Source organism: Corynebacterium ureicelerivorans (assembly GCF_000747315.1).
In the GTDB taxonomy this organism is placed as follows: Bacteria; Actinomycetota; Actinomycetes; order Mycobacteriales; family Mycobacteriaceae; genus Corynebacterium; species Corynebacterium mucifaciens.
The window spans coordinates 1,908,041-1,932,254 of record NZ_CP009215.1; the positions used below are offsets into that span (position 1 = coordinate 1,908,041).

Annotated in this window: 26 protein-coding genes; 3 read left to right on the forward strand and 23 right to left on the reverse strand. The window is 66.7% G+C overall.

The annotated features are described in order from the left end of the window. Window positions 1-8 precede the first annotated feature (8 nt). The 7 genes from CUREI_RS09460 to CUREI_RS09490 form a co-directional block, all read right to left on the reverse strand. The gene (locus CUREI_RS09460; RefSeq protein WP_038612986.1) at window positions 9-566 is read right to left on the reverse strand and encodes a hypothetical protein; all 558 of its coding nucleotides are present in this window, start codon (window positions 564-566) and stop codon (window positions 9-11) included. Then, the gene (locus tag CUREI_RS09465) at window positions 567-1,124 is read right to left on the reverse strand and encodes a hypothetical protein (RefSeq protein ID WP_051952323.1); all 558 of its coding nucleotides are present in this window, start codon (window positions 1,122-1,124) and stop codon (window positions 567-569) included. It abuts the gene before it with no gap. 9 nt (window positions 1,125-1,133) lie between these two features. Continuing rightward, window positions 1,134-2,387, reverse strand: coding sequence for a hypothetical protein (locus CUREI_RS09470; RefSeq protein WP_038612990.1), 1,254 nt, complete (start codon window positions 2,385-2,387; stop codon window positions 1,134-1,136). A 62-nt stretch (window positions 2,388-2,449) separates the two neighbouring features. After that, on the reverse strand, window positions 2,450-2,935 hold the full coding sequence (ispF, locus tag CUREI_RS09475) for a 2-C-methyl-D-erythritol 2,4-cyclodiphosphate synthase (RefSeq protein ID WP_038612992.1): 486 nt from the start codon (window positions 2,933-2,935) through the stop codon (window positions 2,450-2,452). Further along, on the reverse strand, window positions 2,932-4,422 hold the full coding sequence (locus CUREI_RS09480) for an HNH endonuclease signature motif containing protein (RefSeq protein ID WP_144242452.1): 1,491 nt from the start codon (window positions 4,420-4,422) through the stop codon (window positions 2,932-2,934). The genes ispF and CUREI_RS09480 overlap by 4 nt, the downstream gene beginning before the upstream one ends. A gap of 93 nt (window positions 4,423-4,515) precedes the next feature. Continuing rightward, the gene (ispD, locus tag CUREI_RS09485) at window positions 4,516-5,193 is read right to left on the reverse strand and encodes a 2-C-methyl-D-erythritol 4-phosphate cytidylyltransferase (RefSeq protein ID WP_236627187.1); all 678 of its coding nucleotides are present in this window, start codon (window positions 5,191-5,193) and stop codon (window positions 4,516-4,518) included. Between the two features lies 1 nt (window position 5,194). Then, window positions 5,195-5,785 (reverse strand): CarD family transcriptional regulator, encoded by a 591-nt coding sequence (locus tag CUREI_RS09490; protein ID WP_038612998.1) that lies wholly within the window; start codon window positions 5,783-5,785, stop codon window positions 5,195-5,197. A gap of 136 nt (window positions 5,786-5,921) precedes the next feature. Here CUREI_RS09490 and CUREI_RS09495 point away from each other — a divergent pair, with 136 nt between their 5' ends. Both CUREI_RS09495 and radA read left to right on the forward strand, forming a co-directional pair. After that, window positions 5,922-6,497: a hypothetical protein gene (locus tag CUREI_RS09495; RefSeq protein WP_051952324.1), complete on the forward strand. Its 576-nt coding sequence runs from the start codon at window positions 5,922-5,924 to the stop codon at window positions 6,495-6,497. An 87-nt stretch (window positions 6,498-6,584) separates the two neighbouring features. Then, entirely contained in the window at window positions 6,585-7,937 is a 1,353-nt protein-coding gene (radA, locus tag CUREI_RS09500; protein ID WP_038613002.1) for a DNA repair protein RadA, read from the forward strand. A gap of 7 nt (window positions 7,938-7,944) precedes the next feature. Here radA and CUREI_RS09505 read toward each other — a convergent pair whose 3' ends face one another. Further along, entirely contained in the window at window positions 7,945-8,634 is a 690-nt protein-coding gene (locus tag CUREI_RS09505) for a hypothetical protein (RefSeq protein ID WP_038613004.1), read from the reverse strand. Between the two features lie 9 nt (window positions 8,635-8,643). After that, window positions 8,644-9,264 (reverse strand): carbonic anhydrase, encoded by a 621-nt coding sequence (locus CUREI_RS09510; protein ID WP_038613006.1) that lies wholly within the window; start codon window positions 9,262-9,264, stop codon window positions 8,644-8,646. Between CUREI_RS09510 and CUREI_RS09515 the strand changes: the two genes are divergently transcribed. Further along, window positions 9,263-10,144, forward strand: coding sequence for an HhH-GPD family protein (locus tag CUREI_RS09515; protein ID WP_038613008.1), 882 nt, complete (start codon window positions 9,263-9,265; stop codon window positions 10,142-10,144). The two genes, CUREI_RS09510 and CUREI_RS09515, sit on opposite strands and share 2 nt — an antisense overlap. Here the strand turns inward: CUREI_RS09515 and CUREI_RS12345 are convergent. The 14 genes from CUREI_RS12345 to folP all read right to left on the reverse strand — a co-directional run bounded on the left by CUREI_RS12345 (window position 10,123) and on the right by folP (window position 24,213). Further along, entirely contained in the window at window positions 10,123-10,293 is a 171-nt protein-coding gene (locus CUREI_RS12345; RefSeq protein WP_144242453.1) for a DUF4236 domain-containing protein, read from the reverse strand. The genes CUREI_RS09515 and CUREI_RS12345 overlap by 22 nt on opposite strands. Window positions 10,294-10,372: 79 nt before the next feature. Next, window positions 10,373-13,108 carry an ATP-dependent Clp protease ATP-binding subunit gene (locus CUREI_RS09520; protein WP_038613010.1) on the reverse strand — a complete coding sequence of 912 codons (2,736 nt, stop codon included), beginning with the start codon at window positions 13,106-13,108 and terminating at the stop codon, window positions 10,373-10,375. Window positions 13,109-13,238: 130 nt separating this feature from the next. Then, the gene (locus CUREI_RS09525; protein WP_038613012.1) at window positions 13,239-13,538 is read right to left on the reverse strand and encodes a CHY zinc finger protein; all 300 of its coding nucleotides are present in this window, start codon (window positions 13,536-13,538) and stop codon (window positions 13,239-13,241) included. Further along, entirely contained in the window at window positions 13,535-15,226 is a 1,692-nt protein-coding gene (gene ptsP, locus CUREI_RS09530) for a phosphoenolpyruvate--protein phosphotransferase (protein ID WP_038613014.1), read from the reverse strand. The genes CUREI_RS09525 and ptsP overlap by 4 nt, the downstream gene beginning before the upstream one ends. Continuing rightward, window positions 15,219-17,258: a glucose PTS transporter subunit IIA gene (locus CUREI_RS09535; protein WP_051952325.1), complete on the reverse strand. Its 2,040-nt coding sequence runs from the start codon at window positions 17,256-17,258 to the stop codon at window positions 15,219-15,221. The genes ptsP and CUREI_RS09535 overlap by 8 nt, the downstream gene beginning before the upstream one ends. A gap of 69 nt (window positions 17,259-17,327) precedes the next feature. Further along, complete coding sequence (locus tag CUREI_RS11690) at window positions 17,328-18,191, reverse strand: hypothetical protein (protein ID WP_051952326.1); 864 nt, start codon at window positions 18,189-18,191, stop codon at window positions 17,328-17,330. 6 nt (window positions 18,192-18,197) lie between these two features. Further along, on the reverse strand, window positions 18,198-19,709 hold the full coding sequence (gene lysS / locus CUREI_RS09545) for a lysine--tRNA ligase (RefSeq protein WP_038613016.1): 1,512 nt from the start codon (window positions 19,707-19,709) through the stop codon (window positions 18,198-18,200). Between the two features lie 76 nt (window positions 19,710-19,785). After that, window positions 19,786-20,577 (reverse strand): pantoate--beta-alanine ligase, encoded by a 792-nt coding sequence (locus CUREI_RS09550; RefSeq protein WP_038613018.1) that lies wholly within the window; start codon window positions 20,575-20,577, stop codon window positions 19,786-19,788. Then, window positions 20,578-21,279 carry a 6PGD fold domain-containing protein gene (locus CUREI_RS09555; protein WP_051952327.1) on the reverse strand — a complete coding sequence of 234 codons (702 nt, stop codon included), beginning with the start codon at window positions 21,277-21,279 and terminating at the stop codon, window positions 20,578-20,580. It lies immediately after the preceding gene. Next, window positions 21,280-22,071 (reverse strand): DUF6779 domain-containing protein, encoded by a 792-nt coding sequence (locus CUREI_RS09560; protein ID WP_038614386.1) that lies wholly within the window; start codon window positions 22,069-22,071, stop codon window positions 21,280-21,282. A 10-nt stretch (window positions 22,072-22,081) separates the two neighbouring features. Beyond that, window positions 22,082-22,549, reverse strand: a complete 468-nt coding sequence (locus tag CUREI_RS09565) for a DUF3180 domain-containing protein (protein WP_038613020.1) — start codon at window positions 22,547-22,549, stop codon at window positions 22,082-22,084. Continuing rightward, window positions 22,546-23,004, reverse strand: a complete 459-nt coding sequence (gene folK, locus CUREI_RS09570; protein ID WP_038613022.1) for a 2-amino-4-hydroxy-6-hydroxymethyldihydropteridine diphosphokinase — start codon at window positions 23,002-23,004, stop codon at window positions 22,546-22,548. The genes CUREI_RS09565 and folK overlap by 4 nt, the downstream gene beginning before the upstream one ends. Before the next feature lie 2 nt (window positions 23,005-23,006). Further along, window positions 23,007-23,378, reverse strand: a complete 372-nt coding sequence (gene folB, locus CUREI_RS09575) for a dihydroneopterin aldolase (protein ID WP_038613024.1) — start codon at window positions 23,376-23,378, stop codon at window positions 23,007-23,009. Then, entirely contained in the window at window positions 23,371-24,213 is an 843-nt protein-coding gene (folP, locus tag CUREI_RS09580) for a dihydropteroate synthase (RefSeq protein ID WP_038613026.1), read from the reverse strand. The genes folB and folP overlap by 8 nt, the downstream gene beginning before the upstream one ends. Window position 24,214 lies beyond the last annotated feature (1 nt).

Consider the following 24,214-nt stretch of genomic DNA (forward strand, 5'->3'; position numbering starts at 1 on the left):
ACAGCAGTCTACAGCTGGGTGGACTCCACCCTCAGCTCCGAGTAGCGGGCCTCGGGGACGCTGAAGGAGTACGGCTGGCCAATCGGCTGCCACACCTGGTCCGGGCTGCACTTGACGTCCTGGGCGTCCCCATCAAGCATGGTGAAGCCCCACACGAGCCGGCCCTGCTTGCCCGAGTCAAGCATGTACGGGCCGACCACCTGGTTCAGCGACCAGTACACCTCGTGGACGTACTTCCAGCCGTACGCGCGGGAGACGTTCTTGACCAAATCCCCCTTGGGCGTGAAGGTGCCGGAGACCTCCAGCGTCTGCACGCGCTTTTCCTTCACAGTCTGCTCCACGGGCACCGGTGCTTCGGTGTCGTTGCTCACGCTCGCCGCATCCGTTTGCTTGAACCAGCGGCGGGTGGCCTCGACGTACGTGTCCGTCCTGCCCGGGGTGGCGCAGTGGGTCCCCGGCGCGAGGTCCTCGTTCCACCGCTGCGGGAGCTCGAAATCGTAGGACTCGGCATTTGCTGGGGCGGCGAGCGCCAGACATGCCAGCAGCGCAGGCACGACCTTCTTCATTTACGCCACCCAATCGGTGTTGTCGCGGGTGCTGACGCGGACGTGGCGCTCCTTCGGCATGGTCGCGGTGAAGGTGTTGCCCGCGCCCTGCCAGGTGTGGTCGGCGCCGCAGACGGTCTCCTGGCCGCGGAAGTCGGACACGATCCAACCAGCCTGCAGCACAGCGGTCTTGCCCGGCGCGATGTTGTACGGGCCGATCTTCTCGCCCACCTCGTAGGACTGCTGGTCCGTGTAGCTGGTGGAGAACGTGAATTGGATCAGCTTGGCCACGTCGAAGCTCAGGCCGGCGGTAACGTTCCAGGTTTTGGTCTTCGTCTCCGTGACGGAGCGGGTCACAGAAATCGGCTCATCGTTGTAGTTGGACACGGTCCAGGTGCCGGCGGAGCCGTCGAAGTAGCTGCGGACGATCTCCACCGTCTGGCCGCGGTCGCCCGGGTTGGCGCACTTCGCGCCGATGGTGGTCGGGTTGGTCGCGTCGTAGTCGCGCTGCGGCAGGGCGTTCGCGGCGGGCGCAAGGGCGAATGCGGCGGCGGTGAGCAAAGCAATGGTGCGTTTCATGATGATTCCTTAGAGGTAGGTCTGTGTGGGAACAGGGAGGTTGCGGTACTCGTCGGGAGTGACGTCGATGGTCCGCGTGGACCCGTCCTTGCCAGTCACTGTGGCCTCGGCCCAGAAACCGGACGGGGCCGCAGACTGCGGGTGGGCCGTCACGCGGGAGTACTTGCCGTCCCGGCCAGCGGAGATTTCGCGGTAGTTAATCCGCGTCATGGTCGTGCCGTACTCGATGTGGACACGGTCGCCCGGCTGCAGGTCGATGGGCTTGAGCGCAGTATTCACCGGCATGTACGCCCGCTTGACCGCGCCGACCGAGGACAGCCAGCCTTGCGGCAGCCGGCCGCCGTTGCCCATCCAGTTGACGTACTGGTTGTTCTCCGCACCGACGACGTAGTCCGTAACGGGCCTGAAGGTGTAGTCGCCCTTAGACCAGTTGAGGAAGTCCTGGGAGTAGCCCGGCTTGCGGAACGTCGGCGCCACGGCCTCGATGTCGTACGGGTAGTAGGACTTGTCGCCCTGGCGTGCCGGCTGGTTCAGCTCGGGCCACTCCTTGTCGCGACGGAACTGGGCATCCGGCTTGACCACGGTGTCGCGCTCGTCCGCCACCTTCTCCAGGCTCGGGCCCGAGGTGGCTGTGTAGGTGTCGCCCGACGGCCGGGAATTGGCGCCCTCAGCGCGAGACGGGATCTCCATGGCGAGGTTGGACACGGAGCCGTCCGCCTTGATGATGTAGGCGAAGGCGTAGCGCTCCGCCGGGCCCGTGCCGCGGATGACGTTCGCGCCCGGGGCGTTGCGCAGAACGCCGTTGTCGCAGGTCATGAACATGGAGATGAAGTCCTTCTCCAGCACGCCGTAATCCACGCGGAAGGACTCGCCCGGCCCAAGCTCGATGGGCCCAAAGGTTTCGCCCTCGATCCAGCCATTGGACTCTTTCAAACCGATGTCGCTCTTGGCGGTGGTGTCCCACCCGCTCGGCAGCGCGGCCTTCGAGTTCGCCTCGATCTTGCGGTTGGTGCCCGTTTCCACCGTCGCCGTGTACGGCACGGTCTGATCGGTGTTGTTGGTGAACTGGAGGGTGCCGTCCGCCAGGTAGCGGCGGGCTGTTTCGCCGTAGCGCCACTCCGGGGTGACTCCGGCCTGGCAGGCGGTGTCGAGCCCCTCGATTGGGTATCCCTGCGGCATAGCCGGAATCGCCGCCGCGATCGGGGCGTGCGCCATCGCGACCGTTCCAAGCACCGCAACGAGTGCTGTCCTGATCTTTCGCATGGGGTCACAGTAACCCCAAAATTTCCTCGGCGGAACCCGAGAAAGTGAAGTGGGATCTTTCGTTACGGGGTGGGGAACTTTCGTTCCACTAGCGCCGTTGCAATGGCCGCCCGCCCCTCTCCGCTGCCGGTGAACCCCATGCGGTCCGTGGTTGTCGCTGAAACGGACACCGGGGCACCGAGCGCCTCCGACAGGACCCGCTCGGCTTCTTCCCGCACCGGCCCCATCTTCGGGGTCTGCCCGATGAGTTGGGCCGAGACGTTCACCACCCGGTGGCCTTGGTTTTCAATCAGTTCCTTGAGCTCCTGCAGAAGCTCGACCCCGCGCACCCCGTCGTATTCCGGGCGCCCCACGCCGACGAACGAGCCGAGGTCACCCAGGCCCGACGCGGATAGGACGGCATCCACGATGGCGTGGCTGACCACGTCACCGTCGGAATGCCCCTCGCAGCCGTCCTGGCCTTCGTGCAGGATGCCGGCGATCCAGCATGCTTTCCCGGCTTGGATCTGGTGGGCGTCAAACGCCGTGCCTACTCGGAGATCTGTCATGCGTACGACGGTACTTCAGGATCCTGAAAGTCGTGGTCCGGCGGGTAGTCACGGATGAGGTAGAACTCCCGGCTTGTTTCGTGCGCCATGTCCCGGAGGTACTCCTCCAACGCGGCAAGGAGCTGCGGTGTGAGTTCCGGCTCTTTCTCGGGCGGGTACTCGAAGCGCCTGCCGAACTTTTCCTCCAGCTCGTGGATGGTGGCCATGCACGTTTCGTAGTCCCGATCCTGCTCGTACTGCTCCACAGCGGAGTGGCAGCGGTGGTAAAACTCAGCCCGGTCGCGTCGCTGCTGACGGCGCTGTTCGAGGGTCGTTCGCCACCGGGGGTACTCCGGCTGGAGATAGTCCGTAAGGAACCCGCCGGCTTCTGTCACCTGGAACGTGCCGTCAGCGTGCAACCACACGATGTCTCCGGTGACGGGGTCCGGCACGTAGTACACGCGGCGGCCGGTCTTGATGTTGTGGTGGTGTGCGCACAAGCAGAACAGGTTGGAGGGGGTGGTCTTGCCTCCCTCGTCATAGGGGACGCGGTGGTCTAGCTGGCAGTTTTCGGCTTTAACGCTGCAACCGGGCCAGGGGCAGGTTCCGTCTCTGGCTTGCACCAGCGCTCGCATGGCGGTGGAGGGGACGTAGGCTTGAGTTTCCGCACCCTCAGCGGCGTCCAGGTCGATGACGTGGGGAGGGTTATCTTCCAGCATTGCCTCCACCGCGGCAGTCCCGTCGGCGTCGGTCCAGCCGAAGTTTGGTATGTAGTAGGAGCTGCCCGGCGTTTTCGAGGTGAACATGTAGAGCACAACCTTCGGCGTGGCCTTCACCTCGCCGGTGAGGATGGCCTTGAGCGCATCGTCCCGTGAGAGCTTGTGCTCGCGTGCGATCTGCTCGGTGTAGCGCTCCATCAGGCCGATGGTGGCGGCGTCGCCAGACACGTTCAGCCCCGCATCCCCGTCATCTTGGCCGTAGAACGTGCCCCGGCACGTGCCGAAGGGGGCATCCTTTGCTTTCTTCCGGTCCTTGATCTTCTTCTGGTTAGGCGCCAACTTGGCATCGATGCGCTGAATCCGTTCCCGCAGGCGGCGTTTCAGCGAACTTGGCGACGGCAGCTCCGCCCCGGCCACACGCGGAGTGAACACCTTGACCAGGTAGGCATCCATATCTGCGAGAATGTCCGGTGTGGCAAGGTCGTTGAGCCGGTTCAACGTGGACTCGATAGCCGAGAGCCTGCGGACATCCAGCCGGCGAGTTTCCACCTGAAGCTCCCGGAGCCTGGGCAGATCGGCGAGGACGGAGTACCCGAGTATCCCCGTCTCAGCCCACGCCTGACTCTCCCCCGCGGCGAGCGCGATGGAGCAGGCCTCTAGCTCAAAGTCGTCCACTTCGGCCAGCGGCTTGGCGTAGCGCTGGAACATTTGGAATTCAGCGTCGCGCCGCGCTTGCCCAGCAGCAGCGATAGGGCACCCTTCCCGCTCGGTTGCGAAATGTGCGTTCATTCCACCCCCCCTCGTACCTACGTTCGAATATAGCTTCGACAGAACGGTACGTCAAGGGTTTCCCAGAAAAATTTCCACCACTATGTTCGATAACTAGAGTGCGCCGACAACGTTTTCCGCCAACCGCAGATCCAGCGGAGTGGTGATCTTGAACGCTAGCGCATCCCCCTCCACGATGGTCACCGGCACTCCGAACCACTCCATGAGCGAAGCGTCGTCGGTAGCCACGAACGACGGCTTCTCCGCCAGGTATTTCTCGTTCGCTTCGCGCAGGAGGCGCAGGTCAAACCCCTGCGGCGTCTGAGCGGCGCGCAGCACGGATCGATCCAAGGTCGTCTCGACCACGTCCCCCGCGACCCGCTTCACGGTATCCGACACCGGCACGACCGGCACGACAGCTGGGGCGCCCCCGACCACGGCGTCGGACACGCGAGAGCCCATCGACTCGGGGGTCAGTGCCCGGGCGGCGTCGTGGATCAAGACGCAGGCGTCGTCAAGCGAAATTGCGTTGAGCGCGGCGTAAATGGAGTCGGCGCGTTCGGCGCCGCCGTGCACCAGCTGCACCTCGTGGGCTGCGAGGGTGGACCTCGCGCGAGCCTCCATGTCGGGGCTGACCACCACAACAACATGGTCCGCAACCTGCGACATCGTCGCCACCGAGCGCTCCAGAAGCGTGCGGCCGCCGAGCTCGACGTACGCCTTGGGCACCTCCGCCCCCAAGCGGGTGCCTTGGCCCGCAGCGGCGACGACTGCTACGACTTTGCGACGCAACTTAGTTGTCGTCGTCCTCGTCGTCGAAGGAGAGGTCGTCCAGATCCACCTCGTCATCGTCGTCGATCTGGCCCGGGTCCTCGGAAATACCGGCCTTGACCTGCTCGTCGATGATGGCCTGGATCTGCTTGCCGATCTCTTCGACCTTCGCCTCATCCACGGGCTCGGCCAGCGCCAACTCACCCACCAGGATCTGGCGCGCCTTGCCCAGCATCCGCTTCTCGCCTGCGGATAGACCCTTGCCCTGGTCGCGGCGCCAGAGGTCGCGCACAACCTCAGCGACCTTGTTGATGTCGCCGGAAGCGAGGCGCTCCTGGTTCGCCTTGTAGCGGCGGGACCAGTTGCCGGCCTCCTCCACGTCCGTCTCACGCAACACGGAGAACACCTTTTGCAGGCCCTCCTCGTTGACCACGTCGCGCACGCCGACGAGCTCGGAATTCTTCACCGGGACGCGCACTTCAAGGTCCGAGTGGAGGATCTGCAGCACCAGGTAATCGAGCGTTTCCCCGCGCATCTCGCGCTGCTCGATGTCGGCGATGCGGGCCGCTCCGTGGTGCGGGTACACAACCACTTCTCCGACCTTGAATTCCATTGCGGCTCCTTGTGTCGATAGGCGAAGTTCAGACCCCACCACCTTACCACCGAGCATTTTGCCTATCGACGACCAAAGGTCCCCGCTCCGTATAGGGGGAGCCGGTGGGAAAACTTGCTGTGCAGACGCTAGAGTAATGCGGAGAAAACCCTCGAATGAGTTGATTGATGGAGGACACCCCGTGAAGTCCCTGAAGCGCGTCGCCGCGGTCGCAGTCGCAGGCTGTGCATCCCTGGCCCTCGTCGGCTGCTCCGCCGGCCAGATCACCCAGACCTCCAGCCAGGTCGCGGCCGTCGACGGCGCGAGCGGCTCCACCGAAGACGGCGCGCTTTCCGTGCGCGACGTCAACGTGGTGCTCGCGGAGGACGGCCAGGCCGCCGTGAAGTTCACCGCGACCAACCAGGACACCTCGATGCGGGACCACACGCTGCAGTCCGTGGAAGTAGACGGGCAAAAGGCGGCGCTCGGGGACAACGCCACCATCGCCTACAATTGCGCGCTCGTTGCGGATTCCAAGGACGGCCTGGAGCGCATGCCGCAGGACCGCAACGGCAACTGCATCCAGTACACCGCTACCGCCCTGGCCAACGACGACTTCGCCTACGGCGGCAACATCCCGGTGAAATTCAACTTCGACACCGGCTCCGTCGAGGTTGCGGCCACGGTGTCGGCCCCGATCCTCGCATCCGGTCAGGAGGACCGCGAGAACTAGCGTTCTCCTCACCGCTCACCGCTGGCCTGGCCAGCGGTTTTTTCATGTTCGAACGTCATGTCGGGTCCGTGTTATACGGTGTCGCGCATGGCTAAAAAACCACGCGTCATCCACACCTGCACTGAGTGCGGCTACTCCTCCCCCAAGTGGCTGGGGCGCTGCCCGGAGTGCGGGTCATGGGGGACACTCCAGGAGGAGGCGCCGGTCGCCGCGGGCCCGGTGAAAACGGCAGCTCTGACCCCGTCCGCGCCGGCTCACCCCATCACCAAGATCGAGGCCGCCGCGACGGCCACCGTGAAATCGGGCATCGGGGAGCTCGACCGGGTGCTCGGTTCGGGTGTCGTCCCTGGCTCGGTGGTGCTGATGGCGGGTGAGCCCGGCGTAGGAAAGTCCACGTTGCTGCTGGAGGTGGCGTCGCGCTGGGCGGCGCAGGGGCGCAAGGCGCTGTACGTCACCGCCGAGGAATCGGCCGGGCAGGTGCGCGCCCGCGCCGAGCGTACCGACGCATTGCACGACACGCTCTACCTCGCCGCCGAGTCTAACCTCGACGTGGTGTTCGGGCACGTGGAGCAGCTCAAACCCTCGCTCCTCATCGTGGATTCCGTGCAGACCATGCACGCGGCCGGCGTGGAGGGCGTCGCAGGCGGAGTTGCGCAATCCCGTGCGGTGACGGCGGCGTTGACCACGCTGGCGAAGACGACCAACATCCCGGTCCTTCTAGTAGGCCACGTGACCAAGGACGGCAACGTGGCCGGTCCCCGCGTGCTCGAGCACCTGGTGGACGTGGTGCTGAACTTTGAGGGGGACCGGCAGTCGTCGCTGAGAATGCTGCGCGGCATCAAGAACCGTTTCGGCGCTACCGACGAGGTCGGTTGCTTCGAGCAAACCTCCGGCGGGATCCGCGAGGTGCCAGACCCCTCCGGGCTGTTTCTCTCCCACCGGGGGCGGACACCGGACGGGTCCGCGGTGACCGTGGCGATGGACGGCGTGCGACCCATCCTGGCGGAAGTGCAAGCGCTGACGGTGGACCCGGTAAATAAGAGCCCTCGGCGCGTGGTGACGGGCCTGGACTTCAACCGGGTGCCGATGGTGCTGGCGGTGCTGCAGGCCCGCTGCGGCGAGAGAACGAACGACAAGGACGCCTACGTGGCCACGGTGGGCGGCGTGAAGATTACGGAAACTGCCACAGACCTCGCTGTCGCGTTAGCCACGTGGTCCAGCCTGCACGACACACCGTTGCCCGCCAAGACAGTGGTTGTGGGCGAAGTCGGCCTCGCGGGAGAGATTCGCCGTGTGCCCAACCTCGGCCGTCGCCTCCAGGAGGCCGCGCGCATGGGTTACACCAACGCCATCGTGCCAGCGGGCGAGCAAATCGACGTAGATGGCATGGCGGTGCGCCACGTCTCCACCCTCGGCGAGGCGCTCGCCGCGCTGCAGTGAGCGGTGTCTAGGTGATGTTGAAGGGGCTGGCCTCGGAGGCGTTTTCCCCGATCACACCGTGGAGGAAGTAGGAACCTGCCTTGACTTCGGCGCGGTCGTCGCACTGCCCCGGCTGGGACGCGGTGCCAGACCAGCGGGCCTCCCAGCGTCGCTTCTCCCCCGGCGCGAAGTCAACCGTCCCGCCGACCACCGGCGGGTAGCAGTCGATGTCGGACCAAATGCGCTCGTTGGACGCCATGTCGTAGACCTCGAAGCGCAGGGGATTGTCGTCCAAATTGATCACGCAGTCCGTGTCGGTTGGGTTTTCCACTTCCATGTAGAACACCGGCTGAGCGCCTTCGGCGTACGAGGGCTGGTTGCTCGAGGACTGGACCCGCAGGTCGCCGAGCTCGCACGAGCCCTTCTTCGCGGGTGCCGCCTCCGTGCTCGCGGTGGGCTCGGTGGTCTTGGCCGCGGTGGGCTCGGTGGTCCGCGTCGTTTCGGCGGTGGTGGACAATTCCACCGTCGGCTCGGTGGCCAACGTGGTAGACGGCGTTTCGGGGGCTTGCGTGGCGTCTCCGGATTCGTCCGAATTGCCGCTGCGCGCAAACGCGGTAAGCCCCCACACCAGCAGCGCCACAACAACCAGCATGATGACGAGTGCCGCCACACGACGGCGCATGTAAATCTCTGGAGGCAGTGGGCGCTGGTTCGACATGCCTATAACTTAATCACCGAAGTTTTCGTAGGTGGTGTCGACACGGCCGTCCGACAGTCGGTAGCGGGCACCGACGACGCCGACCGTCTTGTTCTCCAGCCCCGCCATCACAGACGGGATGCGTGCCGCAATGTGCTCGGCACCGTTGCGGGCGTGCGCGAGTTCCACATGCTCGCCACGTGCCCTTGCCTCCACGACGGAGGGCGCGATCTTCTCCACGAACACGCGGGTGAGCCCCGAAGGGATCTCGCCCGAGTCCAGCGCGCTCACCGCGGCACCAACAGCGCCGCAGTTTTCGTGCGCGAGGAACAGCACGAGGTCCACGCCGAGGCCCTCGACAGCGAACTCCACGGACGCGGCCACGGCCGAATCCACGCAGCCGCCAGCAGTGCGGATGACAAAGATGTCGCCGAAGCCCGCATCGAACAGCAGCTCCACCGGGACGCGCGAGTCGGAGCAGCCAATCACGCATACGGCCGGGTTTTGCCCGGCGGTGAGCTGCTGGCGTGTTTCTGGGTCGCGGCGCGGCTCGGCGGTGTTACCTGTGGAGAAACGCTCGTTGCCGGCGCGGAGGAGCTCCCACACCTCGCGGGGAGAAGAAGCGGACTGAAGGTCGGTTGGTGTAGTCATGGGCACTATTCTTGCACGCATTGTGACCAATCTGCGCCCAGACAAGATCATCAATTGGTACCGGGCCAACGCCCGGGACCTGCCCTGGCGAGCGCCGGGAACCTCTCCGTGGGGTGTGCTGCTCAGTGAAGTGATGAGCCACCAAACCCAGGTTGAGCGGGCGGCACCCATCTGGCAGGAATGGATCGAGCGCTGGCCCACCCCGGCCGCTTTCGCCCAGACTGGCACCGACGAAATACTGCGCGCCTGGGGCAGCCTCGGCTACCCCCGCCGGGCGCTCCGGTTGAAGGAATGCGCCCAGACGATCGTGCGGGACCATGGTGGGAGGGTGCCGGAGGACGTCGATACGCTGCTGGCGCTTCCGGGCATCGGGGACTACACGGCGCGGGCGGTGGCGTGCTTCGCGTACGGCAAGAACGTGCCGGTGGTGGATACGAATGTGCGGCGCGTGGTCGCGCGCGTGGAGCGCGGCGAGGCGCTGGGGAAGCCGGGGAAGAAAGAAATCGACGAGGTCGCGCAGCTGCTCCCCGCCCAGAACGGCCCGGAGTTCTCGGTGGGGTTGATGGAGCTTGGCGCCCTGGTGTGCACCTCCCGGTCGCCGCAGTGCGGTGTGTGCCCGGTGCGTGCGGAGTGCGCGTGGCTTGCCGCTGGCCAGCCTGCAGCGGAGGCCCCGAGGCGTTCCCAGAAGTTTGCGGGGACAGACCGCCAGGTGCGCGGAAAAATCATGCGGGTGCTGCGGGAAGCGGAGGGACCAGTGGAGCAAGAGCGCATCCACGCCGCCTGGCCCGACGCCGCACAGCGTTCCCGCGCGCTGTTTTCTCTGCTTGAAGACGGGCTAGCCGAGCAGGACGAGAACGGCTACTTCCACCTGCCGCGGTAGTGCAGGCCGCCCGGCAGCTTCACGTACACGCCGCCGCGGGAGTTGAAGGTGACGGGGCCGATCTTCTTTGACGCAGAGACGCCGGACTTGGAGTAGTTCAACCAGCTATCGTCGCTGATTTTTTGGCGCTTGCGGTACTGAATTCCCATGCGGGGCAGTGTACAAACAGCGAGAACCCCTCCGCCACCCTGCATCAAGGGTGGCGGAGGGGCTTGCTCCTGGGCGGTGTTACACCGGCTCCGGGCCGTTGCCCTCGTTGGGCTGGTTGCCGTTCTGATCGGCGTCATCCCCGTCGCGCTCGTCCGGGAACTCGGAGGCCTCGGTCTCCGGCTCGGCGTGCTCCGGCTCGATGTCGCGGACCTCGTCCTCCGGCTCCACGTCGAAGCTCTCGGCGGGCAGCGGGCGCGGACGCGGCGTGAAGGTGAAGGTCGCGTCCGGCGCAGCCTTGCCGCGCTCCTTGCGGGCAGCCTCGACGTCGCCGTCCCAACCCTCGACGTCCACCGTGATGATCTCGCCGGCGCCAATCTCGCCGTAGAGGATCTTCTCGGACAAAACGTCCTCGATCTCGCGCTGGATCGTGCGGCGCAGCGGGCGGGCGCCCAGCACCGGGTCGAAGCCGCGGACCGCGAGGAGGTTCTTCGCGTTCTCGGTCAGCTCGATGCCCATGTCCTGCGCGGCCAGGTTCTTGTCCACGCGGGAGGTGAGCAGATCCACCATCTGGACAATCTCGTCCTGGCTGAGCTGCTTGAACACGACAATCTCGTCGATGCGATTGAGGAACTCCGGGCGGAAGTGCTTCTTCAGCTCGTCGTGCACCTTGCCCTTCATGCGCTCGTACTGCGCATCGGAATCGACCGCACCGTCGCCCGTGAAGCCAAGGCCCACCGGCTTGGAAATGTCCGAGGTGCCCAGGTTGGAAGTGAAGATCAGCACCGTGTTCTTGAAGTCCACGTTGCGGCCCTGGCCGTCGGTGACGTGGCCCTCCTCGAGCACCTGGAGCAGCGTGTTGTAGATCTCCTTGTGAGCCTTCTCAATCTCGTCGAAGAGCACGACGCTAAACGGCTTGCGGCGCACCTTCTCGGTGAGCTGGCCACCCTCCTCGTAGCCGACGTATCCCGGAGGGGCACCGAAAAGACGGGAGGCGGTGAAGCGGTCGTGGAACTCGCCCATATCCACCTGGATCAGGGAGTCGTCGTCGCCGAACAGGAACTCTGCCAGCGCCTTGGACAGCTCCGTCTTACCCACACCGGACGGGCCGGCGAAGATGAAGGAACCGGACGGACGGTTCGGGTCCTTCAAGCCAGCGCGGGTGCGGCGGATGGAGCGGGACACGGCCTTGACGGCCTCGTCCTGGCCGATGATCCGCTTGTGCAGCTCGTCTTCCATGCTGAGCAGGCGGTTCGACTCGGACTCGGTGAGCTTGAACACGGGGATGCCGGTCCAGTTGGCCAGCACGTCCGCGATCTGCTCTTCGCCGACCTCGGCGATGTCCTCCAGGTCGTCGGAGCGCCACTTCTGCTCCTTAGCGGAGCGCTCCTCCCCCAGCTTGCGCTCGGTGTCGCGCAGGCCGGCGGCCTTTTCGAAGTCCTGGGCATCGATCGCCGCTTCCTTCTCCTTGCGCACCTCCGCAATGCGGTCGTCCACCTCGCGCAGGCCCTCCGGGGCGGTCATGCGCTTGATGCGCATGCGTGCGCCAGCCTCGTCGAGCAGGTCGACGGCCTTATCCGGCAGGAATCGGTCGTTGATGTAGCGGTCCGACAATGTTGCGGCTGCCTTCAGCGCGTCATCCGTGTAGGAGACTCGGTGGTGCGCCTCGTAGCGGTCGCGCAGCCCCTTGAGAATCTGGACGGTGTCCTCCACGGACGGCTCGTCTACCTGCACTGGCTGGAAGCGGCGCTCGAGCGCGGCGTCCTTCTCAATGTGCTTGCGGTACTCGTCCAGCGTGGTAGCGCCGATGGTCTGCAGCTCGCCGCGGGCCAGCTTCGGCTTGAGCAGCGATGCAGCGTCGATAGCACCCTCGGCGGCACCTGCGCCGACGAGGGAGTGGATCTCGTCGATGAACAGGATGATGTCGCCGCGCTGGTTAATCTCCTTGAGCACCTTCTTCAGGCGCTCCTCGAAGTCGCCGCGGTAGCGGGAGCCTGCAACCAGGGAACCCAGGTCCAGCGAGTAGAGCTGCTTGTCCTTCAGCGTCTCGGGGACCTTGCCGTTGGCGATGTCGAGAGCCAGGCCCTCCACCACAGCGGTCTTGCCCACGCCGGGCTCACCGATGAGTACCGGGTTGTTCTTCGTGCGGCGCGACAGCACCTGCATGACGCGCTCGACCTCCTTGTCGCGGCCGACAACCGGGTCGAGCTTGCCTTCCTTGGCCGCGGCGGTGAGGTTGCGGCCAAACTGGTCCAGCACCAGGGAGTTGGAGCGCTCTCCGCCCTGCGGGCCGCTGCCGCCCCGTGATGCGCCGGCACCCGCGCCTGCGAAGCCCGGCGTGCCCTGCTGGGGCGCCTCCGGGTTCTGGCCCTCGCCACCCTCGTAGCCGGAGAGCAGCTGGATAACCTGCTGGCGCACGCGCGGGAGATCCGCGCCGAGCTTAATCAGCACCTGCGCCGCAACGCCGTCACCTTCACGGATCAGGCCGAGCAGCAGGAACTCGGTGCCGATGTACTTGTGGCCCATCTGCAGACCCTCGCGCAGAGAAAGCTCCAGCACCTTCTTCGCGCGCGGGGTGAACGGGATGTGGCCGGTCACGGGCTGGGATCCGTGGCCGATAATGTCGATGACCTCGCGGCGGACGTCGTCGAGGTTAATGCCCATGGACTCAAGCGCCTTCGCTGCGACGCCCTCGCCCTCCTTGATCAGGCCGAGCAGAATGTGCTCGGTGCCCATGTAATTGTGGTTGAGCTCGCGCGCCTCCTCCTGTGCAAGGACGATGACACGACGGGCCCGGTCGGTAAACCGCTCGAACATGTGGCTGACCCCTTCTTTCCTCAATCAGTTGTCCCCAACCATAACGCCGGGGTCCGACATCACTTCCCTCCTTTTGCGGTTCTTCGCCGGATGGACGTCAAAAAGCGCAGGTGAAAAGGGGTGTTCACCCTTAGCGAACAGGCAGGAAGTACACGGCTTCGTGGTTCTTGCAACCAGGGTTGAAGGGGTGGCCGCACGAAGGGCAGGAGGCGCCGTACTCGGCGTGGGTCATCATGTACCCGCACGCCCCGCACATCACGGAGCGCTCCCTCCGATCCACGGGTGCGAAGCTGTGGTTCTCGCACTCGTCGTGGCACAGCGAGCACGCCCACAGCTTCCCGCACGCGCCGCACATGTTGGCCACGACGTCGCGCTCGGAGTGCCAGTGGGCGCAGCGCCCCTGGCTATCGACGTCGATTCCGTGGATCACAGCAGATCTTTGAGCACCGGATCCGCGAGGGCCAGCACTGCCTCGCGTGCGTCGCGAGCGGTACGCGCGTCTACGGCGAAGTTGGCCATCTGGCGGCAGGTGTCAAAGTCGTGGAGGCGCAGCGCGGCGCGCACAGCGTTGACCTTGCCCGGCGCCATGGACAGGGACTTCACGCCCAGGCCGACAAGGACGAGCGCCATGAGCGGGTCGCCGCCAGCCTCGCCGCACACGCCGATGGGCTTGCCGGTGGCTTCGCCGCCGCGGCAGGTCTCGCGGATCATGGACAACACGGCCGGCTGCCACGGGGAAAGCAGGTCTGCAAGCTCGCCCTGCATACGGTCTGCGGCCATCGTGTACTGCGACAGGTCGTTGGTGCCGATGGAGGCGAAGTCGACCTCTTCCAGCACCTGCCAGGCGCGGATTGCCGCAGCGGGGGTCTCGACCATCACGCCGACTTTTGCCAGGCCGGCCGCTCGAGCGCGCTGCGCGAACCACTTGGCTTCGTCCACGGTGGCGACCATGGGGGCCATCACCCACAGCTCGGCGTCCGGCACATTTGCCGCCGCCGTTGCGAGGGCCGTGAGCTGGTCGGTGAGCAGGTCCTCGCGGGCCTGGGAGAGGCGCAGGCCGCGGCGGCCCAGCGCGGGGTTTTCTTCCTCCCCGAGGTCGGCGAAGGACAGCGGCTTGTCGGCGCCTGCGTCGAGGGTGCGCACCACCACACGGCGGGTGCCAAACGCCTGCAGCACCTTCGTGTACGTCTCCGCCTGCTCCTCCACCGTCGGCGCGGACTCGCGGTCCAGGAAGAGGAACTCGGAGCGGAACAGGCCGGATCCCTCGAGGTCCTGCGCGGCCGCCTTCTCCGCATCTTCTGCGGTGCCGATGTTGGCCAGCAGCTTGACCTTCGTGCCGTCCCGGGTCGCACCCTCGCCGGACGATCCGGCCAGCGCAGCGGCACGGCGACGGGAGCGCTCTTCAAGCTCTTCCACGTCCGAGGTGTTCGGGGCGACGATGACTTCGCCCACGCCGCCGTCGAGGGCAACCTGCGGCGCGTCTACAACCGCGTCGGCGATGCCCTTGACCTGCACCGCGCACGGGATGCCCAGCTGCGCGGCAAGGATCGCGGTGTGCGAAGTCGCGCCGCCGGCCTCGGTGACAATGCCCAACACCAGGTTTTGATCCAGCGTCGCTGTTTCCGCCGGCGCGAGGTCGTGCGCGACCAGAATGGACGGGGTTTCCATGTCGGGCACCCCCGGCTCCGGCAGGCCGCGCAGGCGGGCGGTGGCGCGGTTGCGGATGTCGTAGAGGTCGGTCACGCGCTCAGCCATGTAACCGCCGAGCTTGCGCAGCTTTTCCGCGTACACCTCCACCGCGTCGTGGATCGCCTTGGTAGCGCCCGCGCCCTTCTTCAGCTCCTTGTCAATGCCGCGGATAAGCCCCTTGTCGGTGGCCAAAGCCGCCGTCGCCTCCAGCACGGCCTTCGACGCGTCGGAGTTCGCGTGCTCGGCGCGGGCAGTGAGCGAAGCTGCGACGCCGTGAAGCACGGCGCGGATGCGCTCGCCGTCGGCCTGGGGGTCGACGGAGGCGGGCTCATGCTCGTCGATGCCGACGGCCGGCGTGACCACGGCGACGGGGCCGGAGGCGGTGCCTGCGGAGACGCCGATGCCGTGCAGGACGGTGCGGTTAGACATGTGTGTTCACCTCAGAGTGCACTTCAAGAATCGGATCCCCGGCGGCGACGGCGCCATCCGCGATGTCGTTGACGCCGCCGAGCTTCTTTGAGTTCACCACTGTAGTGATCACGGTGGTGTCCACGCCGTGGTCAGCGACGGCGGCGAAGTCCACCTCCGCCAGCGGGTCGCCCGCAGCCACCGTCTGTTTCTTCTCCACCAGCGGGGTAAACCCTTCGCCGCCGAGCTTGACCGTGTCCACGCCGATGTGGACGAGGAGCTCGACGCCATCGTCGGTTTTGATGCCGTACGCGTGGCCGGTCTTGGCTACGGAAATCACCTTGCCGGCCGCAGGTGCGACCACGGTGAGCGTGCCGTTTGTCGGCGTGACGCCGACCGCCTGCCCCAGCGCGCCGGACGCGAAAGCGGCGTCTGACAGCGCCTCCATCGGGACCACTTCGCCCGCGATCGGGGCGAGCACACTGCTTTGCGACGTCTGCTCCGCAGCGACCTGCGCCGGAGCAACCTCTTCGGCCTCCTCGGTTGCTTCATTGACCTCGTTGCGAGCCGCAGCCGCGCGCGCGAGCGCCTCCGCCTTCTCTTCCGGCGTGCGGTAGTCGGTGATGAAGATGATCAGGAAGGAGGTGACAAACGCCACGGCGATCGCGAGCATGTACACCCACACCGGGTCGAAGACGAACATGGTCGGGAGGGAGGTGAACACGAACGCGCCCGTCTTCACGCCGCCGAACGGGGTGCCCAGAATGGCGATGGTCAGGCCGCCGGCGAAGCAACCCACCAACATGCGCGGGTAGATCTTCTTGTACCGCAGGTGAATGCCGTAGAGCGACGGCTCGGAGATGCCACCCAGCAGGCCGGCTGCGAGGGCCGAGCCGGAGGTCTGGCGCATCAGCGGGTCGTGGTCGCGCAGAGAAATAGCCAGGACCGCGGCAGTCGCACCGAAGCAGGCGAAGTTCCAGGCGCCCATGGGGCCCTGGATGAAGTCGTAGCCGAGGGTGTCGATGTTCACCAGCATCAGCGCGTTGAGCGGCCAGTGCAGGCCAAGCGGCACCAGGAACGGGTAGAGCATCGGGATCAGGAGCGCGAACACGAACGGTGCGTTGCCGTTCATCCACGCCAGGCCGGTGCCGATCCAGGCGCCGAGCAGGTAGCCGAACGGGCCGATGAGGAAGGCGGTGACCGGGATCATCACCACAAGCGTCAAGAACGGCACGAAGACCATGTGCACCGCGGACGGGATAACCTTCTGCAGCGCTTTGTACACCAGCGCGGCGACCGCCGCCATGATCAGGGGCACGAAAACGTTGCCGTTGTAGGCGTTATGGATCATCGGCAGCCCGAAGACGTCGACCACGTTGGTCGGCTCGCCGAAGATGTCCACCACGCGGACGTCCGGGTGCTCCTCCAGCGTGGTGAAGTCCGGGGTGAACAGCGCCAACATCACCGCGGCCGGCACCCACGGATCGATGCCCAGCTTCTTACCCGCGTTGTAGGCCACCGCCACCGGCAGGAAGAAGAACACGGAACTCCACATCGCGTCCACGAACTGCCAGCCCGGGGTCTTCACCTCGGCACGGAAGTCGACGATGTGGAAGGCGTCCAAGAACGCCGCAAAGGCGATGATCAGCGACGCGCCGAGCAGCACGCCGAGAATGGGACGGAAGGAGTCCGACAGGTACTCAAAGAACGCGTCCAGCCAGGGCACCTTGCCTTTGGCCTTGTCCCGCTGCCGGTTCTTCAACTCGTCGTCGGAGACGCTGCGGTTGGCCATCTCCGGCAGCGAGTTCATCGCGTTGTACACCGTGGCCACGTCGCCGCCGACGATGACCTGGTAGTGGCTGCCGCCCTGCGGGACCGCTCCCATCACTTTTGGGTTGGCCACGAGGCGGTCTTTGTCCGCCAGGGATGCGTCGTGAAGCTCGAAGCGCAATCGCGTCGCGCAGTGCGTCATGGACGCGATGTTGTCCGCGCCGCCGATGCCGGCGAGGATGTCAGCGGCCTGGTCTTGCAGGCTCGCCTTGGTGGTTGCCATGCTGGTGCTCCTTTCAACCCCAATGGTTGGTTGCACCAAACGTTAGTTGGTCATAACCACCAGAAACAACTAGCAGGGACTTGTAAATTCCGCGCGGTTGGACAGCACGCGGGCGTCGCCGCCGTAGTTTGCCCTCGCCCGGCACAGCGCTTCGGTGTCGTGGCCGAAGTCGAGGTAGACGGGGTAGACGTCGTTACCGTTCACCTGCGCGCGCAGCGACGGGCACTGGCCCGGGAAGGTGTACTGGCGCGATTTCCCGGTCGGATCCGCCGTGAGCACCTCGACCGCGAGGCGGTGGACGGTGTCGGCGCGGTCGCCGTAGTCGATGACAGAATCGACGATGAGGATGCCGCGCCCGTCGCACGCGGGCTCAGCGGCGTATTCCGGCGTCGTCTCCCCCATCCCCACGTACGGGATGTAGCGTTCCTTGCTTGCGTCCTCCCAGTTCTGCTGGGTTGACGGCGGCTCTTCGCCGGGCCCGTACACGCCACAGCGATGCACCCGTGCGGCAATTTCCTCCGGCACGCCCATTTCCTCCAGCCTGCCCGGGTTGTAGCACTCGTCCTGCAGGCCCAAGCCGTCCCAGATGCCGTCGGCTGGGACGTTCTCCCAGTAATTACCGTTCCACGTCACCAGCGCCCTTGCATCGCTATCCGGCATCCCCGGGTACCCGAACCCGCCAGCGCATGTGCCGAAGAACCGGTAATCCGAGTACCCCGGCGACGCCTGCAGCGCCTCGTCGGAGCAGTCCGGCGGCGTGCCGGTGGGTGTGGTGGAGCTGGTGCTCGACGACGCCGCACTCGAGGCGGTCGTCGTGGCCGGGGTGGCGCTGGAGGCAGTTTCGGTCACCGTCACCTCCACGACGTCCGGCTCGTCCGCGCACCCAGCGAGGGCGAGCAACGACACGGCAGCAAGGGCGACACGGCGACGCATGGTTTGTTACGCCTCCGGCTTGACCATCGGGAACAGCACGGTCTCGCGGATGCCCAGGCCGGTCAGGGCCATGAGCAGGCGGTCCACGCCCATGCCGGTGCCGGCTGTCGGCGGCATGCCCTGCTCCATGGCTGCCAAGAAGTCCTCGTCGAGCACCATCGCCTCGTCGTCGCCGTGGGCAGCCAGGCGGGCCTGGTCTTCGAAGCGCTCGCGCTGGATCACCGGGTCCACCAGCTCGGAGTAGCCGGTGGCCAGCTCGAAGCCGCGCACGTACAGGTCCCACTTCTCGGTCACGCCGGGTTTGTCGCGGTGGTCGCGGGTGAGCGGCGAGGTCTCCACAGGGAAGTTGACCACGAAGGTCGGCTCGTAGAGCTGGTCGGAGCACAGCTCCTCCCAGATCTCCTCCACCAACTTGCCGTGCAGCCAGCCGGCGTTTTCCGGCACCTTCAGCCCGATCGCCTCGGCGATGCCCTTCAGTTCCTCGACGGAGGACTCGATGGTGACTTCCGGCTGGCCCGGGAACTTGCGCTGCAGCGCCTCGTTGAGCGAGGGGTACATCTCCAGGACCTTCCACTCGCCGCCGAAGTCGTACTCGGTGCCGTCCGGCAGCGTCACCGTCTGGGAACCGAAGACCTCCTGCGCGCAGAACTGCACGAGGCCCTTAATCGTTGCCGCGCCGTCTTTGTACGTGCCCCACGCCTGGTAGGTCTCCAGCATGGTGAACTCCGGGGAGTGGGAGGAATCCACGCCCTCGTTGCGGAAGTTCCGGTTGATCTCAAACACGCGCTCGATGCCGCCGACCACGGCGCGCTTGAGGTACAGCTCGGGCGCGATACGCAGGTACAGGTCGATGTCCAGGGCGTTGGAGCGGGTGACAAACGGGCGGGCCGCGGCGCCGCCGTGCAGCGTCTGCAGCATCGGCGTCTCAATCTCCACGAAGTCCAGGCCGGTGAGGTACTTGCGCACGGCGGCGATGACCTTGATGCGGGTCATGGCGTTTGTGCGGGCGTCCTCGCGCATGATCAGGTCGGTGTAACGGCGGCGCACACGCTGCTCTTCGTTCATGTCCGCGAACGCCACCGGCAGCGGGTTCAGCGCCTTGGACGCCATGTGCCAGGACTGCGCCATGACGGACAGCTCGCCGCGCTTGGACGCGATGACGCGGCCGCGCACGGAGACGATGTCGCCGAGGTCCGTGTCCGCCTTCCACTGGGCCAAGGACTCCTCGCCGACCTCGGCGAGCGAGAGCATGACCTGCAGCTGCGTGCCGTCGCCCTCCTGCAGGGTGGCAAAGCAGAGCTTGCCGGTGTTGCGCTGGAACATGATGCGCCCGGCCACGGCGACGACGTCCTGAGTCTCATCGCCGGGCTCGAGGGTGCCGTCGTACTTCGCGCGCAGGTCTTTCAGAGACGTCGTGCGGTCGACCTCGACTGGGTAGGCATCCCGCCCTTCGTCGATAAGCCTCTGCCTCTTCTCCCGGCGGATCTGCTGCTGCTCTGAAAAGTCCTGCGTAGTCACGGCGAATAATCGTAGCTTATTCGCAGACAGGCAGGTCGAGTCGCTGGTTCTCCGAGTCGGCGCATTTTATCGGCTATCAGGCCTCGACGTGCTTGAAGCCGACGCCCAGGGGCAGGCCCACATTGTCCGTCAGCCGCACTCCCCCGAGGTCCACGGCGGTGAGCAGGCGCGCGTCGCCCTCCACGGGCGCCTCACGCATGGCCAGATCGCGCAGCTCCAGGTACGCAGGCTCGACCCCGGCGGCCTTCAATACACCACGCGCGGTCTCCAGGACCTTGGCCTTGCCGTGCTCAGCAGCGTGCGCGCCTGCGGTCAGGGCCGCGGAGAGGGCGAGCGCGGCGTCACGCTTATCGACGGCTACGCGTGCATTCCTGTTCGACAGCGCCAGCCCGTCCGGGGTGCGCACCGTGGGCACGCTGTGGAGCTTGCACTCCATGCGCAGGCCGGACACCGCAAACTGGGTGGCCACCAGCACCTCGAAGTCCTTCTCCCCCAGCACCACGTCCGTGGCGTGTGTGGCGTTGATGGCCGCGAGGATGCGGGCGACCTCCCGCTGGGTGGTCTCCGGGTCTTCCAGCGGTTCCGCGCCGGAATCCACGCGCACTTTGGTGGCGAGCGTGCCGTGGAACACGACGTCCACACGCTCCTTGGCGAACACCTCCGGCACCTCGTCTCCCGAGTACGTCACCACCACGTACGAGCCGAGCAGCGACTTCGCCGCGCGGATGAGCTCCACGTGCCCGCCGTGGATGTCGGTGCCGAGCGGCACCACCACGACCGACTTGCCTACCTTGCGGAACGCCCTGCCGTAGGTGGCCAGCAGGTTCTCGTCGGTGACAACCACCGCCTGGCCGGGTTCGAACGTCATCTATCCTCCCTCGTATTTGTGGATCGCCCACAGTTCCGTATCAGTGTCCCCGTCTACTTCGCCGCGCCGGCGCACCAGGTCCACGAACAGCCGTTTCGCTCCCGGATCCGGCACCGCCTGCACGAGCTGCTCCAGCCGGGCCGGTGAGCGGGTCGTGCGCGGGCCGGCCAGCGCCTGGAGAAACTGCGGCGCGACCGCGTCGAACCCGGGCACCGCTTGGGTGAGCAGCTCCAGCGCGTCGTCGCGCACGACCGCTTCCATGGCGCGCAGCTCTTGCGCCGCGGCGATCGCGGGGCGGGCCTGGTCGGCGATGCGCAAGCTCACCCCGCCGATTTCCGCGATGAGCAGCCCCACCACCGTCTCGCCCAGCTCGTCGGCGGCGGAGGTCACCCACACGTTGTCGAAGATGTTGTGGGCGCACATGGTGATGGCGTGCGAGGTCTCCACGTCGTCGAGGAGCTGCTGGCCTTCCTCCAGCGCGGTGTGCAGGAACATCTGGCGGGGGCGGGCGTGGTCTGCCACGCGCTCGCAGGCGGCGCGGATGTCGGCCGAAGGTCCGTCGAGAAGCACGAGGTCCGCATGCGCAACCGCACCAGGGTCATCATGAATGTCCAGCGGCCGGACGGTGTGGCCGGCGCGCTCAAAGCGCTCTGCAAGCGGCGTCGCGCCGAACACCGCGCCCACCAGCAGGCGAGGCGGCATCTACTTCCCCTGGCGTGCGAGGAGTTCCGCCACGGACAGGGCCTGGTCCCCGCGCTCGTCGCGGCGGCGGCGGCCCGACCGCTGCTCGGGGCGCGCCTCGGCTGTCGGCTCCGGCTCGGCCTTAATTTTCTCCGCCTTCTCTGCCTCCCGCTCGCTGATCAGGTCGGACAGCGGGTTGCGGGCGGGACGCGACGACGGCTGCGAGCCGATGCGGCCGGCGATGGCGTCCGAACTCGGCGCGCCGGACGGGCGGACGCGGGAGATCACCGCAGTCTCGTCCGTGGACGGGCTAGGGCTCGCCTGCGGCTTCGGTTCTGGTTCCGGCGTGGGGTTCGGTTCTGGCTCCGGCTTGGGCTCCGGCTTTGGCGCAAGCTCGGTAATGCGCCGCGCGGACGCACGCACGGCTGCCGGTTCATACTCGAAGACGCGGCCGTTGAGCTCCTCCAGCTGCTCGCGCAGCGCCTGGATCTGGTCCTGCAGCTCGCGCAGCGCCTCCACGTCCACCGGCTGGGCGGCGGGTTTGGCCTCCAGCTCTTCACGGTGGCGCTCCTCCTGGTCTTGGATGCGCTGCTCGGCGGCGGCCGCCTCATTCGCCGCCGCGTCGCGGTCCCGGCGCGCCTTCGCGCTGACCAGGATGCCGGCCGCGCCAGCCCACAGCGCGAAGATCAGCGCGACCTTGAGCGCGTTGGCGGAGTTGGTGAACAGCATGACCACGGTGCCGATGACGGCGACCGCAAACGGCACGATGACCCACAGGTTCGCGCGGTCTGGGGACGCATTCTGGGCACTCATGCCCACCACTCTAGCCAACGCCTTGCCCCTCGTTGGGCGGCGACACCTCGCACATTTTCTCCAGCCAGATCCCGGCGGCGCACAGCGCAATGCCGCCGAGGGTACCGGCAACAAGCGGCGGGACGTCTCCGGGCGCGGCGGCGAGCACGCCGAGCTTGGGCACGACGTAGCTCAACGCGCCCGCATACACGCCGCCGGATACCGCGCCCGCCCAGGCGCACGCCTTGCCAAAGACCATGAAGTGCGCCGCCTGCACCGGGTGGAGCTGGCTGCGGTCCTGGCCGACCCTGCCCTCCTTGCGGCGCTTGCGTACCACAAGCGCGAGCCAGCCCGCGATCACGGCCATCACCCACAGCGACAGCGGCACCACCATGTCCACGGATTCCAAAAGCCCATAGAACCGGCGCACCAGAATCACCGCGGCGGCCGCGCAGAACCCGGCGGCGGCGATCAACCCCTCGTACGGCGTGCGCTTCACAGTTTGCGCACCCCTTGGTCGTCCACGTCCGCAAGCAGCGCCGCCACCCGTACCCCGTTCAGCTCCGCGTCCGGGTCCATCTCCAACCAGGGCTGGAGCACGAACTGGCGCAGGTGGGCACGCGGGTGCGGCACGGTCAGTTCCGGGTCGTTGGAGGTATAGCCCTCGATCCAGACGATGTCCACGTCCAGGGTGCGCGGGCCCCAGCGTTCCTCGCGCACGCGGTTGGCCCGCTGCTCCAGGTCCTGGCACCGCGCGAGGAGCTCGCGCGGGGTGTTGTCCACGTCCACCAGCAGGCTCTGGTTGAGAAAGTCCGGCTGGTCGGTCTTGCCCCACGGCGCGGTGGCGTAGATTGAGCTGGCAGCGACGAGCTCGCCGGCGAACTCGTCCGCGACAGTGCGCAGGTGGGCGCGCGCGTCCCCCATGTTCGAGCCCGACGACAGCAGGGCGCGCATGGCTACATCCGCTTTCTGGAGCGGCGGGCCACCACCGCGACGTCGTCGAACACGGCCGGGATCGGCGCGTGCGGCTTGTGCAGGGTGACCTCGATGGCGTGCAGCAGCTCGTTCTCGCGCATGGCGGTCTCGGCGATCTCCACCACCACCGTCTCTATGAGCTGCCGGGGCGTGCCGCGAGCGATGCGCAGCGCGGTGTCCGCCAGCTCGGCGTAGTTGACGGTTTGCGTGAGGTCGTCCTCTCGCGCCGCCCCCGCGAAATCCAGCCAGCAGGTGATGTCCAGGGAGAACGCCTGTCCGTACTCAGTTTCGTGCGCGAGTACCCCGTGGTTGGCGTGGAACTGTAATCCTTTGAGCTCAATCCGGTCAGCCATTGGTCCACCTCCGTGCAACATCTACCGCGTCGCGCGACACGGCCACTTCGTGCACCCGCACGCACCACGCGCCAGCGTGGGCCGCCAGCGCGGTCACTGCAGCGGTGGCGGGGTCGGCGTCGATGGGCGAGTGCTCTAGCCCCCGATCCGCCCGAATTTTCATGAGGAAACGCTTGCGCGACGCGCCGACCAGGACGGGAAACTCCCCCGCGACGAACTCCGGCAGGGCGTGAAGCAGCGCCCAGTTGTCCTCAGGGGTTTTGGCAAAGCCGAGGCCGGGGTCGAGCGTGATCTGGCCCGGGTCCACCCCGGCGGCAGTCGCCTTCTCGACGAGCTCCGCCAGCACCTCGCGCACATCCGTCACCACGTCGCCGCCGTGATCTGCCGCGCCGGACGCGTTGACGAAGGCGTCGGCGCGCCAGTGCATGAGGCACACCGGCAGCCCAGTCTGCGCCATCACGCGGTACATGTCGGCGTCGGCCAGGCCGCCGGAGACGTCGTTGATCATGTCCACGCCCTCTTCCGCCGCGGCCAGGGCTGTGGAGGCGCGCATGGTGTCCACGGAGGTGCGGATGCCGTCGGCATGCAGCGCTCGGATGACGGGCCGGATGCGCTGCGCCTCCACCTCCGCCGGGACGCGCGTGGCGCCCGGGCGGGTGGATTCCGCGCCGACGTCGATGAGGTCCGCGCCGAGGCGCACGAGCTCGTGGGCGTGCGCGATCGCGTCGTCCGCGGCGAGCCACTTGCCGCCGTCTGAAAACGAGTCCTCGGTGACGTTGACAATGCCCATCACGCTGGTGCGCCCGGGCACGGTCAGGTCGGCGACGGTGGTCATG

What these genes read in the sequence shown, in the direction of transcription:
- folP (WP_038613026.1), bottom strand. Translation starts at nt 24,213, where the DNA reads ATGACCACCGTCGCCGACCTGACCGTGCCCGGGCGCACCAGCGTGATG.
- CUREI_RS09550 (WP_038613018.1), bottom strand. Translation starts at nt 20,577, where the DNA reads ATGACGTTCGAACCCGGCCAGGCGGTGGTTGTCACCGACGAGAACCTG.
- CUREI_RS09505 (WP_038613004.1), bottom strand. Translation starts at nt 8,634, where the DNA reads ATGTCGAACCAGCGCCCACTGCCTCCAGAGATTTACATGCGCCGTCGT.
- radA (WP_038613002.1), top strand. Translation starts at nt 6,585, where the DNA reads ATGGCTAAAAAACCACGCGTCATCCACACCTGCACTGAGTGCGGCTAC.
- CUREI_RS09555 (WP_051952327.1), bottom strand. Translation starts at nt 21,279, where the DNA reads ATGCCGCCTCGCCTGCTGGTGGGCGCGGTGTTCGGCGCGACGCCGCTT.
- CUREI_RS12345 (WP_144242453.1), bottom strand. Translation starts at nt 10,293, where the DNA reads ATGGGAATTCAGTACCGCAAGCGCCAAAAAATCAGCGACGATAGCTGG.
- CUREI_RS09520 (WP_038613010.1), bottom strand. Translation starts at nt 13,108, where the DNA reads ATGTTCGAGCGGTTTACCGACCGGGCCCGTCGTGTCATCGTCCTTGCA.
- CUREI_RS09490 (WP_038612998.1), bottom strand. Translation starts at nt 5,785, where the DNA reads ATGGAATTCAAGGTCGGAGAAGTGGTTGTGTACCCGCACCACGGAGCG.
- CUREI_RS09515 (WP_038613008.1), top strand. Translation starts at nt 9,263, where the DNA reads ATGGGCACTATTCTTGCACGCATTGTGACCAATCTGCGCCCAGACAAG.
- folB (WP_038613024.1), bottom strand. Translation starts at nt 23,378, where the DNA reads ATGGCTGACCGGATTGAGCTCAAAGGATTACAGTTCCACGCCAACCAC.
- CUREI_RS09560 (WP_038614386.1), bottom strand. Translation starts at nt 22,071, where the DNA reads ATGAGTGCCCAGAATGCGTCCCCAGACCGCGCGAACCTGTGGGTCATC.
- ispF (WP_038612992.1), bottom strand. Translation starts at nt 2,935, where the DNA reads ATGACAGATCTCCGAGTAGGCACGGCGTTTGACGCCCACCAGATCCAA.
- ptsP (WP_038613014.1), bottom strand. Translation starts at nt 15,226, where the DNA reads ATGTCTAACCGCACCGTCCTGCACGGCATCGGCGTCTCCGCAGGCACC.
- CUREI_RS09535 (WP_051952325.1), bottom strand. Translation starts at nt 17,258, where the DNA reads ATGGCAACCACCAAGGCGAGCCTGCAAGACCAGGCCGCTGACATCCTC.
- CUREI_RS09480 (WP_144242452.1), bottom strand. Translation starts at nt 4,422, where the DNA reads ATGAACGCACATTTCGCAACCGAGCGGGAAGGGTGCCCTATCGCTGCT.
- CUREI_RS09495 (WP_051952324.1), top strand. Translation starts at nt 5,922, where the DNA reads ATGCGGAGAAAACCCTCGAATGAGTTGATTGATGGAGGACACCCCGTG.
- CUREI_RS09470 (WP_038612990.1), bottom strand. Translation starts at nt 2,387, where the DNA reads ATGCGAAAGATCAGGACAGCACTCGTTGCGGTGCTTGGAACGGTCGCG.
- CUREI_RS09460 (WP_038612986.1), bottom strand. Translation starts at nt 566, where the DNA reads ATGAAGAAGGTCGTGCCTGCGCTGCTGGCATGTCTGGCGCTCGCCGCC.
- CUREI_RS11690 (WP_051952326.1), bottom strand. Translation starts at nt 18,191, where the DNA reads ATGCGTCGCCGTGTCGCCCTTGCTGCCGTGTCGTTGCTCGCCCTCGCT.
- CUREI_RS09465 (WP_051952323.1), bottom strand. Translation starts at nt 1,124, where the DNA reads ATGAAACGCACCATTGCTTTGCTCACCGCCGCCGCATTCGCCCTTGCG.
- folK (WP_038613022.1), bottom strand. Translation starts at nt 23,004, where the DNA reads ATGCGCGCCCTGCTGTCGTCGGGCTCGAACATGGGGGACGCGCGCGCC.
- CUREI_RS09510 (WP_038613006.1), bottom strand. Translation starts at nt 9,264, where the DNA reads ATGACTACACCAACCGACCTTCAGTCCGCTTCTTCTCCCCGCGAGGTG.